Source organism: Prevotella herbatica, from assembly GCF_017347605.1.
GTDB classification, from domain to species: domain Bacteria; phylum Bacteroidota; class Bacteroidia; order Bacteroidales; family Bacteroidaceae; genus Prevotella; species Prevotella herbatica.
In genome coordinates this window covers 2,551,118-2,567,473 of record NZ_AP024484.1, presented here as the reverse complement: position 1 = coordinate 2,567,473, position 16,356 = coordinate 2,551,118, and the positions used below count along the sequence as shown (strand labels likewise).

General features: G+C 36.0%; 11 protein-coding genes. 4 read left to right on the top strand and 7 right to left on the bottom strand.

The features are described 5' to 3' along the window. Window positions 1–262: 262 nt before the first annotated feature. The gene (locus prwr041_RS09580; RefSeq protein ID WP_207153575.1) at window positions 263–4,474 is read right to left on the bottom strand and encodes a hybrid sensor histidine kinase/response regulator transcription factor; all 4,212 of its coding nucleotides are present in this window, start codon (window positions 4,472–4,474) and stop codon (window positions 263–265) included. A gap of 210 nt (window positions 4,475–4,684) precedes the next feature. On the opposite strand from prwr041_RS09580, the gene prwr041_RS09575 reads away from it, so the two are divergent. From prwr041_RS09575 to prwr041_RS09565, 3 genes are read left to right on the top strand one after another with little or no spacing between them, the layout of a single operon-like run. Continuing rightward, window positions 4,685–5,257: a cytidylate kinase-like family protein gene (locus tag prwr041_RS09575; protein WP_207153574.1), complete on the top strand. Its 573-nt coding sequence runs from the start codon at window positions 4,685–4,687 to the stop codon at window positions 5,255–5,257. 12 nt (window positions 5,258–5,269) lie between these two features. After that, entirely contained in the window at window positions 5,270–5,635 is a 366-nt protein-coding gene (locus prwr041_RS09570; RefSeq protein WP_207153573.1) for a CidA/LrgA family protein, read from the top strand. Further along, on the top strand, window positions 5,632–6,324 hold the full coding sequence (locus prwr041_RS09565; protein ID WP_207153572.1) for an LrgB family protein: 693 nt from the start codon (window positions 5,632–5,634) through the stop codon (window positions 6,322–6,324). The genes prwr041_RS09570 and prwr041_RS09565 overlap by 4 nt, the downstream gene beginning before the upstream one ends. An 85-nt stretch (window positions 6,325–6,409) precedes the next feature. On the opposite strand, the gene prwr041_RS09560 is transcribed toward prwr041_RS09565, so the two are convergent. The 4 genes from prwr041_RS09560 to prwr041_RS09545 all read right to left on the bottom strand — a co-directional run bounded on the left by prwr041_RS09560 (window position 6,410) and on the right by prwr041_RS09545 (window position 12,914). Continuing rightward, entirely contained in the window at window positions 6,410–7,123 is a 714-nt protein-coding gene (locus tag prwr041_RS09560; RefSeq protein WP_207153571.1) for a lipocalin-like domain-containing protein, read from the bottom strand. Between the two features lie 93 nt (window positions 7,124–7,216). After that, window positions 7,217–8,665: a TolC family protein gene (locus tag prwr041_RS09555; RefSeq protein ID WP_207153570.1), complete on the bottom strand. Its 1,449-nt coding sequence runs from the start codon at window positions 8,663–8,665 to the stop codon at window positions 7,217–7,219. Beyond that, window positions 8,662–11,832: an efflux RND transporter permease subunit gene (locus prwr041_RS09550; protein ID WP_207153569.1), complete on the bottom strand. Its 3,171-nt coding sequence runs from the start codon at window positions 11,830–11,832 to the stop codon at window positions 8,662–8,664. The genes prwr041_RS09555 and prwr041_RS09550 overlap by 4 nt, the downstream gene beginning before the upstream one ends. A 2-nt stretch (window positions 11,833–11,834) precedes the next feature. Further along, window positions 11,835–12,914: an efflux RND transporter periplasmic adaptor subunit gene (locus prwr041_RS09545; RefSeq protein ID WP_207153568.1), complete on the bottom strand. Its 1,080-nt coding sequence runs from the start codon at window positions 12,912–12,914 to the stop codon at window positions 11,835–11,837. Window positions 12,915–13,344: 430 nt separating this feature from the next. Here prwr041_RS09545 and prwr041_RS09540 point away from each other — a divergent pair, with 430 nt between their 5' ends. Then, window positions 13,345–13,983, top strand: coding sequence for an HAD family hydrolase (locus prwr041_RS09540; RefSeq protein WP_207153567.1), 639 nt, complete (start codon window positions 13,345–13,347; stop codon window positions 13,981–13,983). A gap of 5 nt (window positions 13,984–13,988) precedes the next feature. Here prwr041_RS09540 and prwr041_RS09535 read toward each other — a convergent pair whose 3' ends face one another. After that, complete coding sequence (locus prwr041_RS09535) at window positions 13,989–14,768, bottom strand: SDR family NAD(P)-dependent oxidoreductase (RefSeq protein ID WP_207153566.1); 780 nt, start codon at window positions 14,766–14,768, stop codon at window positions 13,989–13,991. 167 nt (window positions 14,769–14,935) lie between these two features. Further along, window positions 14,936–16,282 (bottom strand): MATE family efflux transporter, encoded by a 1,347-nt coding sequence (locus prwr041_RS09530; RefSeq protein ID WP_207153565.1) that lies wholly within the window; start codon window positions 16,280–16,282, stop codon window positions 14,936–14,938. Between the last annotated feature and the right edge of the window lie 74 nt (window positions 16,283–16,356).

The window sequence follows — 16,356 nt, the reverse complement described above, 5'->3', positions numbered from 1 at the left end:
ATTAAAGTTATTTAACGTCTGTTCTGAGTGCAAAAGTATTAATTTATTTAAAATCGAGCCATACAATACAGTTCATTTATATATATTTTCGTACAATGCAAATATTTGCAACCTCGATATAGAATGAAGGAATCTAGGAATTAACAATAAAAAAAAGTTGTATATATCATTGATTTTCAGAATATTAGAGTATTCAAACGCTTTAATATCAAAATCATGATATGTACAACTTATTGGCAGAAGCCTGCAAAAGGAAGTCTAGCTATTTTCTGTATTGCGAAGGTGACACTCCAAACTGTGCTTTAAAACATTTACTAAAATAAAACGGATTATCAAATCCCACTTTATATGAAATTTCAGAAACGTTATAAGTTCCTTCGCTCAACATCTCTGCTGCTTTTTTAAGTCTGACTACACGAATATATTCATTGGGAGTATATCCTGTAATTCCGCGTACTTTTTTATAGAATGTTGTTCTTCTTACATTCAACATGTCAGATAATTTATCAACAGAAAACTGAAAATCTCCCATTTGCTTATCAACAATTGTTTCCATTCTTCTAATAAACTTCTGATCCTGTTCGCTTGAGCACAAGGAAGTATCTACTACAGAAACATCGTTTGTGAATTTCAATTTCAATTTTTCTCTTTGATTAAGAAGTTGAAATATTCTACCAAGAAGTAATCGCATACTAAATGGTTTTGTAACATAAGCATCAGCGCCTGACTGACTTCCCTCTAACTGGCTATCTTCATCATCCAATGCAGTAAGTAATATTATAGGAATATGGCTTGTTTCAAAATCATTTTTTAATCTCTTGGTCAGTTCAAATCCATTTTTACCAGGCATCATTACATCACTAACTATTAAATCAACATCAGTTGACTTAGCTGTTGTAAATCCATCTGATCCATTTTTTTCAGATATTACTTCAAAATATCTTCCAAGAATATCAATAATAAAGTTTCTCACATCATCATTATCTTCAACAATAAGTATTTTTTTTGTGTTATATGGTTTTATTTTTTCTAAAAATTCATTATCAGCATCTATCATACATTCGTCATTGACGTTATTTACCTCTGTTGCAACTTTAAATTCGTTGCCTGATTTTTGAAAATCATTTTTATTAAAGATACTGCTATCTGTAGGCAACTCAACTGTAAATACAGATCCTCCACCAACATTATCTTTATATGAAATATCTCCCTTACTAATACTTACAAGACTCTTTGTCAGACAAAGCCCTATTCCAAAACTATCGTTATTCTTGCTGCCACACATGTAACTATCAAAAATACGATTCTGTTTATCTTTTGGAACACCAGTTCCGTTGTCAGCGACAATTAAATAAAACTTTTTATTGTTAGCATCAAAAACTATCCTAACTGTTATTTTCCCCCCTTCAGGTGTATACTTGAAGGCATTAGACAATAGATTGTAGACTATTTTGTCAAGATGTCTTTTATCCACATAAAATGGCACACTTGATTCGTCATCAATAAAAGAAAAATGTATATCATTTGATTTTGCTTTATCAGCAAACATAGAACAAATGTCCTTTATCATTTTTGAAACATCAACACGTTCAAGTGAAAGTGTAAGTTTATTACTTTGCATTTTTCTATATTCAAGCAACTGTTCAATAAGTCTCATCATTCTAACAGTACTTTTCTCCATAATCTTCAGAGAGTCTCCGATATCCTTTGAAGCATCATTTTTAACTATCATTTTTAATCTATCCAATGAAGCTCGTATTAAAGTAAGTGGAGTTCTGAACTCATGAGAGATATTAGTAAAAAAAGCCATCTTATATTTTGCGACCTCTTTTTCTACTTTTACAACATTTCTAAGCTTATTCATCTTTACGATCATCCTAGCCAAGAAATAAGCGATACATGTTATTATAATGATATATAAAATAATCGCCCACCACATAAAATACCATGGACTTTTTACTTTTATTACTATTGTAGATACCTCTCCCCAAACGCCAGAAAAATCACAAGCCTTCACATAAAGAGAATATGTTCCAGAAGGCAGATTCTTGTATGAGGCAAATGCTAGAGATGAAGGTTTACTCCATTCTTTATCATACCCACATAACTTATAAGAATATTTTACAGCATTTTTTTCTGGAAAATCTAAAGTTGAAAAATCAATTGCAAAATTATTCTGATTATATTTTAATTCAATTTTTTTAATATACGCAAGCGTTTTAGATAGTGGGGAATTTATATCCTTAGGGCTTGTATCAATTCCGTTAATACGAAGTCCTGTACAAGTAACAGTATACTTTTTATTCTCACATCTTACTGTCTTAGGATTTATCATTACTATACCATAATTGGTTCCAAATAGAATATTACCATTATTCAGACAAACAGAAGATTTTTCACTATTTACATTTCCTAAAACAAAGCTTGAAAAAAAGAAATTTTCAAATTTCATATTATCTCTATGTAAACGAGATATACCATATTCTGTAGCTATCCATAAGTTACCTTGTCTATCCTCTACAATTGACTGTACTTTATCATTTACCAGCCCATCGTATACATTTAATATATTGAATTTTTGTTTTTTTATGCCCAAATCATCACACCATGCAATGCCAGAACCTGTGACAGCAAACCATATACGACCTTTGCTATCTTGCATTATACTTTTTATTTCATCAGAAGGAAGGTTACTATTTTTTGAATTATAGCATATATATTTTTTATCATTGGATATTAAATTTTTCGGATTAAACACAATCAGTCCACCACTAGTTCCTAATAAGATTCGGCCTTTACTATCCTCAAGCATGCAGCGCACTTCCTTTAAGCCTGTTATATTTGAGAAAAAACTACGAAATGTGTAACCATCAGATGATTTAATTCCTAAATCAAGTCCACCGCCAAAAGACCCAAACCACAAATTATCATTGCGATCTTTCAACATGCAATAAACATCATCATCAGAATAATCGCCATTATTTCCATACTTGATATATTGTTTTGAATTAACAAGAAGTCCTCCCCCCTTTGTTCCGATAAATGTTTCTTTACCATTTTCCAATAACGAATATATATTCTTTTCAAAATGACGTTTTTCTTCAACTTTTGTCATATTGCTATTATATCTTAGCAGCCATCCATTACGAGTTGAAACTTCCACACTTCCATCATTTCTTGTCTTGATCATCTTTATGGAGTTGGAACTTTCAGCATCATCTGAAGAAAAAGGAAAAAATTGTTTACCTTTCTCAGATACTTTCCATAAATGTGATATTCCCGAAAACTCACTGCTAACCCATATTCCACCAGATCTATCTTCCATTACATTTAATAGACAATTTGATGCAATAGGTGAATCTGTATTTACTTTAGCTATAAAATGCTGAGTTTCGTTTTTTCTCCAATCATAAACAAACAGACCATTTCCATAAGTAGATATCCACACAAGTCCATTAGTATCTTCAACAACATGAAATCTCTCGTAATCAATATAACAGGCTTTTTTCTTTGGAATAAGCTGCAAAGCCTTAACTTTACCATTATGTACAAAACGGAGGCATCCAGTCTTATTGTAGATATAAAGATTTTTCTTCGTCTTAATCACCATGCCGTTAGGTATATCAAGATCACCAGATAGACGCTTTTTTATAAATGATGCCAAATCAAAAGAATAGCCACCATTTTTTGTAAAGACAATCCATTCATTTCCAATAAAAAAATTTCCACTATTACTAGATAATTGACTTGCACTAGAACTTTTTATTTTTTGTTTCAATCTAAAATTAGGAAGTAGTTCATAGCAGTTTCCATAATCAGAAAGCAAATATATATTACCATTTTTCTTTATAATTTTTACAAAATTACAATTATTCTTTATTCGCAACAATTTACCATGATCATATAAATATAGTGCTTTATCAGTTGCTATGAGTACCTTATTTTTAGGTAACTCAAACAGACAATTTACAATATTTGAACCGATTCTTTTTTTGTCAAACTTGTATGAAACAAAAGATTCACCATTATATGTACATTTTCTGCAACCATCAGAGCTCCCCCATAGCCAGACATCATTATTATTTGCAAACAATATTTTTCTATAGTGGGAATATAAGTCACCATTCCCACTATAATCAACAAAACGATCATTTTTTAAATCCAGACAACTATACAATTCTGCTGATGTTAAAATCCACAGATGGTCATTTCTATCTTCCTTAACAGACTTTACTCTATTATCTATTAACGATATCTCTTCATCATCCTGCTTCTTGAAATTAACAAATCTATTGCCATCATATTTAGAAAGACCATTTAATGTACAAAACCATATAAAGCCGCGCTTATCCTGATATATGTCACACACGTTATTATCAGGAAGCCCGTCATTAGTTGTTAGCTTCTCTGTATTCACTTTTAATGGTAAAGAAAACGAAATATTCTTTTTTGGAGTTGAAAAATTATGTTTCAACTCACCAGTTTTCTCCTTACAGCCACAAAATAAACACAATACGAACAAGTATATTAAAAGATTTTTTAAGTTTGTTTGTTTTCTAAGTATATATGACAACATATCAATAATTATGGTATTTAAGATGGCAACAAAGATACAACATAAAAATAAAAAAGCAACATATTCTTATATAAAATCATTACCTTTGCGCCCAAATAACATAGTAAAATGATAATTTCAATTGCACGGCAATGTGGATGTGGAGCACTGAGTATAGGGAAAATACTTGCCTCTCACTATAATATTCCATTTTATACACGCCAGAATCTTCAGGAAATGGCTCAGAAAAAAGGTGTTCTTGATGAAATGAATAATTTCTTCGAAGAAAGACCTGTTGATGAACTTATGTTTGCCATTTCTGAAGCCATAGAATATCCCGCTAAGATATCTGAGAAGACATTCAGCATATTAGTTAATATGATAGGCGGCAAAGATTGTATTATCATTGGACGATGCGGAAATTATATTTTCAAAGACAGAGAAGATCTTATTTCCGTATTTCTCAAAGGTAATGTTGACGATCGTATTGATTCAATAGCTAAAGAACGACAACTGACCAAATCTGATGCCACAGAATTCGTAGACGAAATGGACAACAGTAGAATAAGATATCATAAATTCTATACAGGTTTAACATGGGGAAATGCAGAAGATTATGACATTTGCTTCGACTGTATGCGAATGGGGCCAGTAAATTCAGCAAAGTATATTGAACAGTATATAGACTGTGTATTAAAATAGTATAGAATTAGCATGAAGTATATTATACAGTTTTTGATTATCATTGCATTCTCGTTTTTAGGAGAAGTATTTCATTTCTTCATTCCATTGCCAATACCAGCTAGCATATATGGCATTTTGTTTTTGTTCACGGCTCTAATGATGAAATGGATAAAAGTAAACCAAGTAAGAGAAGTAAGTACATTATTAATATCTGTTATGCCGATGATGTTTATTCCGGCAGCCGTGGGACTGATTGATTCATGGGCTATCATTAAAAGCCATTTACTGACATATATTATTGTCACAGTAGTAAGTACATTTATTGTAATGGCTACAAGCGGATTCGTTACCCAATACGTTATACGTAGAGACAACAAGAAAGGAGATGAAAAATGAAAGATTTATTTCAAGATTCAGTGTATTTTGGTGTTCTTATTAGTCTGAGCAGTTACATACTTGGTATATGGATTAGAAAAAAGACAAGGCTATCATATATGAATCCCCTTCTTATAGCCATCATCATTACAATCTGTGTCCTACTTATTTCCGGTGTCAGCTATAAATCTTATTCATCTAATTCTTCGTGGATAAGCTATCTGCTTACTCCCGCAACAATATGTCTTGCGGTGCCTCTTTACCAACAAATGGAACTTTTAAAGAAGAATAGTAAGGCTATTCTTTTCGGTATATTGTCTGGCGTACTTTCCAGTCTGGTATCTATATTATTACTGGCATTGCTCTTTTCTTTTGATCACAACACGTATGTTACATTTCTACCAAAATCAATCACTACAGCCATTGGTATGGGAATATCCGAAGAACTGGGTGGATATGTATCTATATCAGTTGTTGTAATCATCATTACGGGAGTTCTGGGAAACATATTTGCAGAAGGAATACTTAAATTATTACATATTGAAGAGCCTATAGCCAAAGGTATTGCTATCGGATGCTCATCTCATGCCGTTGGGACAGCCAGAGCCATGGAAATGGGAGCTGTAGAAGGTGCTATCAGTGGTCTATCAATTGTTGTATGTGGTATTCTTACAGTTATAGGCGCATCTATTTTTGCACTGTTTCTATAAACACTTCTTGAACATAAACGCATATATATAAAAATGAGGATATTCTTGTTAGAATATCCTCATTTCTATATCGTCTACCTTTGAATTATTTCTTTGTCTTGGTAGTAGTTTTCTTTGCTGTTGCCTTCTTAACAGTAGTAGTCTTTGATGTTGCAACTTTTGCTTTTGCCACAGGAGCTACATACTTAACAAGAGCCACACCAGTCTTCATACCGTTAAAACTACCGGCAAGAGAAGATATTGTACTTAGCGTACTGTTGGCAGAATACTTACTCATCTTACTCATTACATCAAGAACTTTAGAACTATCGAAGGAGATAGACAATGTGCCGTTCTTCATCTGTGCATAACCTGTTATCTTTGCAGAATTTTCAAGATATGAGAATGTTATCTTTGAACCGCTAAGAACGTATGTTCCAGAAGTTGTAGCGACACCGTTCTTTATTGTAGAGAATGTATTGTCTTTACCGAAAGTAACAAGAAACTTGCCAGGAGTGATTCCAACCTTAGCAAACTGTGCTGCAAGCTTTTTCTCAATAGCTGCAGAAGTCAACTGACCGCCAGCCTGCTTCAACAAATCGCTACTTTCAAAGCTGATTGAAGGCTGCTGATAACTCCATGTACCAACAATGTTTTCTTTTGATACATTATTTTTACCTGAGATAATTGATCCTCCCTCTCCTCCAATAGCAGAACTGACAACTTTTCCCAGATTACCTAAGTCAATCTGTGCGCTTGCACTGAGTGAAGTCATGAAAAAAGCTCCAACAACAACTGATTTCAAAAAAAACTTTTTCATTTTCATTTATTTAATTATTAGTCTATATTATATCTTGTCTACAAAAGTAATCATTATTTTGTAAACATGAAGAAAAGGATAATATTATCAATATTATTCTTTCACAGGATTCTGTCCTCCTCCCAAACTGCGATATACATCAACCACACTTGAGAGTTGCTGCGCCTTAGCATCAAGAAGTTCCATTTTTGCATCCAATGCATCACGTTCATCCATAAGCACATCAAGATATGTGCAGCGACTGTTCATATACAGCAATCGAGCTATGTTTATAGACTGATCAAGTTTCTGTGATTCCTCTTTTTTCAGTTGATAGTATCGGTCTAAGTTGTCTATTTTCGACATTAGCGTGCATACTTCCGAATAAGCAGTAAGCAAAGTCTTGTCATATTCATAAAGAGCCTCTATCTGCTGAGCGTCAGCAGTCTGGAAGTTAGCTTGTATCGCCTTTTTATTGATAAGCGGACCTGTAAGCCCACCAATAACGCTAAAAGCTAAAGACTTAGGCAACTGAGTGAGATATGTTGGATTAAATGCATCAAGACCTAGTGTTGCAGATATATTTAATGATGGAAGAAATTCCTTTCTTGCAGCCTCAACGCTCCATTTTGCTGAAGCCAACTCATGTTCAGCCTGTCTGATGTCTGGTCGGTTATTTAGCAATTCAGACGGTATACCAGTAGTCACCTTCTGTAGATTTGTTGAGAGAAAAGCAGCCTTGTTTCTGTCAATCTGTGTAGGATATCTGCCAAGCAGTAAGTTGAGACTGTTCTCACTCTCAGTAATCTGCTGCTTCAATGTGTATTCATCTGCACGAGCCTTAGCCAGTTCTGCCTCAAACTTTTCTACAGCAAGTTCCGTATCAGCGTCAGCCTTCTTCTGAATCTTAGCTATTTCAACAGCCTTCTTCTGCAAGTCAATATACTGATGTATCAAATCTAGTTTGTTATCTAGTGCAAGCAGTTGATAATAATTTTCAGCCACTTGCGAGATAAGAGACGACAACACAGCATTACGTCCATCAACAGTTGCGAGATAATGCTCTACAGCAGCATGCTTGCTGGAACTTAGTTTATGCCATAAGTCAACTTCCCAATCGGCTGTTGCACCAAGCTGATAGTCCATCAAAGGTTCTGGCATTGACTTGCCCGGCTTTATCTCAGTTGTAGCGTTACCTGCACCTTCACTAGTATATCTACCAGCTTTTGATACACCTACACTTCCACCACCAGACACAGTAGGCATCATCAGTCCTTCCTGAGAAAGCACCCCACTCTTGGCTATCGCTATCTGTTGAACCGTGATGCGCAAATCCTGATTGTTTGCCAAAGCCGTATCAATCAACGAAACCAATGCTGAATCAGTAAAGAACTGTCTCCATGGAGTTACTGTAGCACTAGTGCCAGCAACGCTATCCTTCTGAAATTTAGAAGGCAACTGCAACTTCACACGGTCCGTCATATTGGTAGCCTGAGGTGTCTTGCAACTCGTCATGACGGCTGCCGACACCAATACAGTATATAGGATATGTAACTTTTTCATTTCTTATACTTTTTGTCTTTTGTTTCTGTCAGAGGTTTGTCTCGCTGATATTTAACCATCTTGACTTTCTCTGCCATCGTTCCAAAGATATAATATAAACCAGGAATTATTATCAGTCCAAAGAATGTTCCAAACAACATACCTCCAACGGCAGCACTACCAATAGTACGGTTTCCTATCGCACCTGCACCGCTTGCAAATACCAAAGGTATAAGTCCGGCTATGAATGCAAACGAAGTCATCAATATAGGACGGAATCGAGCAATCGCTCCCTCAATTGCCGCCTGCCTGATCGTCATTCCTAGATTTCTGCGTTGGACGGAATATTCCACCATCAGCACCGCGTTCTTTCCCAGCAGTCCTATCAGCATCACCATCGCCACCTGTGCATAGATATTATTCTCCAACCCCAAAAGTTTTAGAAATATGAATGCACCGCATATTCCGGCTGGCAGACATGTTATGATAGGCAACGGAAGTATGAAGTTCTCATACTGTGCCGACAGGATAAGATATACGAAGACCAGACAGATAACGAATATCAGTATTGCCTGATTACCTTGATCTACTTCGTCTTTTGAAATACCAGCCCAGTCATAATCAAATCCGTGAGGCAATTTCTTTGCAGCTACCTCTTCTATTGCCTTAATTGCCTGACCACTACTACATCCAGATGCTGGTGCACCAGTAACCTCTGCAGAGTTATAAAGATTATGACGTGTAATTTCACTCATACCATAAACCTTTTGCAGCTGCATGAAGTCAGCATAAGGCACCATCTCACCCTGATTGTTCTTCACCGTCAATCCCATGAGGTTCTGTGGATAAGCACGATACTCTGGACTAGCCTGAACGATTACTTTGTATGGCTTTCCAAAACGTATGAATCCAGTCTCATAATCGGAACCAATCATCGTAGACATGTTGTCCATAGCCGAACCTATAGAAACGCCTTTCTGCTCTGCAATATCATTATTAATGCGCAGCATATATTGTGGGTAACTTGCTGAATAGAACGTGAAAGCAGAACCAATCTCAGGTCGCTTATTAAGTTCCTTAACAAAGTCCTTACTCACCTTTTCCATCTGGTGATAGTCGTTATTACCCGTCTTGTCAAGCAATCGAAGTTCAAATCCAGACGCAGCACCATAACCTGGTATAGAAGGCGGTTGGAAGAACTCTATATGAGCTCCCGTTATAGCAACGCATTTCTTTTCAAGATCAGCAATGATCTCCTTTGCGGTATGCTTACGGTCCTTCCATGACTTCAGGTTTATCAGACAAGAACCAGAATTGGCACTTGTTCCCTCTGATAGTATTTCATAACCTGCAAGAGAAGAAACACTCTGAACACCCTCTTCTTTCTCAACTATATTTAATAACTGATGTGCAACCTTGTTCGTTCGCTCAATTGTTGAACCCGGCGGCGTCTCAATCACAGCATATACCATACCTTGATCCTCTTCTGGAATAAAACCTGATGGAAGAGAATTATTTACAAAAAAAGCTATTGCACAGAATAACAAAAGTAACGGTAATGTGACAAATTTGTTGGAAACAGTACGCTGCAACACCTTATTATACCCTATCACACCTTTGTCAAATCCAGTATTAAACTTATCAAGAAGTTTATGAAGCCATGACTTTCTAATATTTTGCTCCTGTTCTCTAGTCAAAATAAGTGCGCAAAGTGCAGGAGTAAGTGTCAATGCAACAAATCCAGAAAGGATAATACTTGATGCCATTGTGATAGAGAACTGACGATAGAACATACCTTCAGGTCCTCCCATAAAGGCAACAGGAATAAATACCGATGCCATTACAAGCGTTATCGCAACGATAGCACCACTGATTTCCTTCATCGCTTCCTGCGTGGCTTCCAAAGGTGAGAGATGTTCCGTGGCTATCTTTACGTTGACAGCCTCAATCACAACTATGGCGTCATCCACCACTATACCTATCGCCATGACAAGGGCAAAGAGGGATATCATATTCAGCGTTATGCCAAATGCCGACATCACCGCGAAACTTCCTATCAACGATACTGGCACAGCCATACAAGGAATGATTGACGAGCGCCAGTCACCAAGAAATATGAACACAACAATAGCTACAAGTATGAATGCCTCAAAAAGTGTATGAATAACTTTATCTATAGATGCATCCAGGAATCTACTAATATCATAACTTAACTCATAGTGCATACCCTTAGGCATGTCTTTCTGTAGTTTAGCCATCGTCTTCTTCACGTTCTGTATTACATCACGTGCATTCGACCCGTAAGCTTGTTTCAATGTTATGGCTGCCGATGGATGTCCGTTAAGAGTAGAATAAATATCATACATCTCTGTACCGAAATCTATTGTAGCAACATCTTTTAGACGTACAAACTGACCATTAGGATTTGACTTCAAGATGATGTTTCCATACTCTTCTGGAGTCGTATATCGTCCTGGATATTTCAACACATACTCAAAACTCTCAGGTCGCTTACCCGAACTTTCACCAAGTTTACCTGGTGAAGCCTCAATGCTCTGATCTTCCAAAGCCTGATTCACGTCGTCCGCGGACAAGTTATAGGCGGTGAGTTTATCTGGTTTCAACCATACGCGCATCGCATAGTTACGTGTACCAAGAATATCCAAGTCGCCCATTCCATCAACACGCTGTAATTCCGGAGAAATGTTTATATCAGCATAGTTGAAAAGGAATTTCTGGTCTGCTTTAGGATCATTACTGTATAGATTTATATACATCAGAATGTTAGGTTCCTCACGAGAAATCTTAACACCTTCACGCACAACTGCTGGCGGCAATTTATTAATAGCCGCCGACACTCTGTTTTGTACATTAATAGCGTCAACATTAGGATCGGTTCCCAATTTGAACACTACATTAATTTCACCCTCACCATCATTACCGGCATCAGACTCAATATATTTCATGCCAGGAACACCATTAAGGACCTGCTCCAAAGGAATTACAACCGATTTAATCAGCAATTCATTGTTGGCTCCAGGATAATCAGCGACAACATTAACCTTTGGAGGTGAGATAGAAGGATATTGAGTAATAGGCAAGTTGATCAATGACAACACACCTATAAACACAATGACAAGAGAAACGACGATTGCAAGAACCGGTCTACGAATAAACTTCTTGAACATAATTAGTTAGCATTTAATTTGATAGACTGCATTACTTCAGCCGGGCTCTTATAACGTATTGATATGCGATCACCATCATTCACCTTTTGTATACCGTCTACCAGAATCTTGTCATTAATTGACAAGCCTCCCGTTACTATATACACATTCTGCTTTTCAAAAGCTATCTTTATAGGACGCGCATGAACATAACCACGAGCATCAACGACAAATACATATTTCTTATCTTGTATTTCATAGGTTGACTGCTGAGGAATTATCATTACGTTCCTTGCAGGAATATTCATTCTTACAGTTCCTGTTTCACCATTTCTAAGAATACGATTTACATTGGCAAACTTTGCACGGAAAGCAATATTACCAGTTCCATTGTCAAACTCACCTTCTACATTTTGGAAATGTCCTTTTACTGGGAAAGTTGTTCCGTTTGCTAGAATAAGGGTTAATGGAAGTTTGTTTCTTTCTGCAGCATGCTGTTGGTAATCAAGATATTCAGGTTCTGAAACATTAAAATAAGCATATATATTCGTGTTATCAGAAAGAGTTGAAATCAAGTCACCATCTTGAAGTAAACTACCTCTTTTATTAGGTATTCTACCTATTATACCAGTAAAAGGTGCTGTAATAAGTGACAACTGCTTACGCTCAGTGGCAAGACGATAATCTGCCATAGCAGAATTCAACTTTGCACGTGCCATCTTACGTGCATTCTTCGACACGATATTATTAGCCGCCAAAGTAGAAGTGTTCTGCAAGTCTATGCGAGCCTGTTCAGCTTCGGCCTTTGACTTTTCCACTTCTTGCTGTGCGCCAACTAAAGCAATACGAAACAAAGGCTGACCGGCTCTCACCATCTGACCTTCATCAACATATATATCACGTAATATACCACCTTGTTGAGCTCTTATCTCAATGCTTTTCTGAGACTGTATATTTGCTACATAGTCTTTTGAGACTGACGTATTTGTTACCTCTGGAGTCGTAACTGAATAAACTGCAGATACATCCTTTTCTTTTGTTGATTTACAACTTATTGTCATCAGTGCCATACCAACGGCAAGCATAAGTATTTGTTTATTCATATTTTTAGCGAAATAAATAAATTATGTTGCAAAATTACTTATATTTAAACTATTCAGTCATAACTATCGATTAAAAGAACTTAAAGTGAAATTAAAACTTTCTAATATAGTTCTTATGTGGTTTCATGATAAAACAAGAGGTTAACTCTCGCCATCAATATGTTTTAATAACTGAATAAACCTTATTGTGGTTATTGTTCTCGTAACAAGTTAGATGTTAATTCATTTGCAAATATAATAAAAAAAATGCTTTTCATAGTTTTATAAGTAACTTTTTACAATAATTATTGAGCCTATTTTATAAAAAGCACTATCTTTGCGCTATTACAAACGAAGTTGGCGTTAAAGGAAACTATATACAAGAGTTTATATATACGATTGTTGAAAACAAATATACAGCTATTGTATATGAAATCAAGAACAAGAAAATATGAAATATAAACATATATTATTTGATATTGACGGCACATTGGTCGACAATGAAAGTGCTGTAATAAATACATGGCAACAAACCATTGAAGAACTTTTTGGTAAACATTTTGAGAAAGACGAGTTAAATTTCGTTCTAGGCATTCCAGGTGTAACAACCATGGAGAAACTAGGAGCAAAAAATTCGGAAGAAGCTTTTGATTTGTGGAGCAAACATTTTCAGGAGCATAGAAACGAAATAACCTTGTTTGATGGGATTGACAAAGTAGTCCAAGTGCTTAAACAAACAAATCATAGTTTAGGATTGATAACTTCACGAACACATGATGAGTTAAACAATGATGATGCTTTATGCCAGATTTTTCATCTATTTGATGTTGCCATTTGTGTTACAGATACTGTCAATCCTAAACCGTCGGCAGACCCAATACTTGCATACTTAGATAGAACTGGAGCTACACCAGCTGACACTTTGTACATAGGAGATTCTGCTTATGATAGTCAATGCGCCATCAACTCTCATGTTGACTTTGCTTTAGCTACTTGGAGCAATGGCAAAAAGGACATACCGTGTAAATATGAACTTGAAAAGCCTTTTGATATATTGAACTATTCGGAAATGCCGAACAGTTCAATATGATTATTCTAGCTCAAAGTTTCTTTTCTGTTAGAATCTTTACTAACCACATAGCTATTAGCCTGATGTGTAGCAAGAACAAGGACTTCTGCTATTTGTACATGCTCTGGTGCACTCGCTGCATAGAAAGCAACATCGGCAATATCTTCACCACTAAGCGGATGAATACCATTATATACATTATCAGCTTTGCATTTGTCACCATAAAATCTGGTAACGCTGAAGTTTGTCTCTACCAATCCTGGTTTGATATTGGTAACTCTTATACATGTGTCAGCTAAGTCTATACGAAGACCATCGCTGATGGCTTTAACGGCTGACTTGGTAGCGCAATATACATTACCGCCCGGATAAGCTGCTTCACCGGCAAGACTGCCCATATTGATGACATGACCACGATTGCGCTCTACCATGTGCGGAACGACAAGGTGAGTCATTGTAAGCATGCCCTTGATGTTAGTATCTATCATCGTCTCCCATTTCTCTGGGTCAAGCTCGTATTCCTTTTCCAAACCTAATGCTAGTCCAGCATTATTAATGAGTACGTCTATATCACACCATTTACCTGCAAGTGAATTTACAGCCTCTGTTGCTGCGTTACGGTCACGAACATCAAAATTAAGTAACTTCACATCGGTACCGTCGGCATTAAGACGACTCTGCAATAAATCTAATTTGCTCTGATTACGACCTGTAAGTATCAAGTCGTATCCTCCTTTAGAGAAACGAAGGGCACATGCTTCACCAATGCCACTCGTAGCTCCTGTTATCAATGCAATCTTTTTCATATTATTATTTCTATATTATTAATTTATGATATGCAAACATGCAATAATAAAAATACTGTTGTCTATGCTCATGCAAATATACAGAAATTTTAGCTTATCACAATCTCAATTCTTTATTTCATTAAATATAAACGATATGGGCGTACTATTTGAGTGCGCCCATCATATCAATTAGCTAGTTTTTTGAGTTGCCTGTAATTATATATCAATATAGTGACAGATATAATTGTAGCCAGCGTATCACTTACCGGTATGCTCATCCAAATTCCATTAAGTCCAAAGAATAATGGGAACACAAGCAATGCTGGTATGATAAGGATTAATTGCCTAAGCAACGATAAGAATATGGCTGTTTTTACATACCCGATACTCTGAAAGAAACCTGTTGAAATAACCTGAGTACCGAGTAGAGGCACAGCCATCATCATTATTCTCATACCCGACGCAGCAATCTCTGTAAGTTGCTTGTCAGTGGTAAACAGAGAAGTAATCATGTGTGGGAAAAATTCTCCTAGTAAGAACCCTATAACTGATATCAATGTGGCGAACGAAATGGAAAGTTTCAACGCCTTAAAAGCTCGGTTGTATAATTTTGCACCATAATTATAACCTACAATAGGCTGCATACCTTGCATAAGTCCAATGACAATCATTACAAAGAAGAATAAGAAACGATTAATTATTCCATAAGCTCCGACAGAGACATCACCTCCATATCGAGTCAGACTATTTGTGATAATAATAACAACCATGCATGCTGTCAGATTCATAAAGAAAGGAGAAAGGCCTATCGACATCATCTTTGAAATAATATTCCATCGCAATCTGAATATGCCCTTCTGAAAATAAACACAGTTATTTTTATTATAAAAATGATGTAGCTGATAACACAGCATGATTCCCTGTGACAAGACCGTAGCCAAAGCACTTCCACGCATTCCCATCTTCAATCCAAAGATGAATATTGGATTTAATATAACAACGATCAACACCATGCCAATTGTGGCAATCATTGCTTTTTGTGGAGCAGCCGAAGAGCGCAGCATTGCGTTGAGGTTGAAAAACAATTGTGTGAAAATATTACCTGCAAGAAACACTTGCATAAAACTGCGTGCATAAGGAAGCGTCACTGCTGATGCTCCTGAAAAAACAAGAATCTTATCAAGAAATGTATAGCATACAATGTTGAGTATTGTGGCATAAATGATGCTCAAAGTAACAACGTTGCCTAATATGATATTTGCACTCTTATAATCTTTCTGTCCCAGTCTTATTGACATTAAGTTAGCACCACCTATGGCAACAAGTGTTGAAAATGCCACCATCATATTCATCAATGGAAGCAAGACTGCCAATCCTGATAAACCCAGTGTACCCACACCATGTCCAATGAATATACTATCGACGATATTAAATATCGACATCACTGTAGATGCAACTATTGAGGGTAATGCATACTTTAGCAGCAACCGACTTACTCTTTCTGTTCCGAGTTCTTTAGGTTTATTAATCATATTATATTGTAGTATCCTATACTTCTTGTCTTATCAGCAAAACATTGCCTTATCACATTGGATTTGTCTAAACA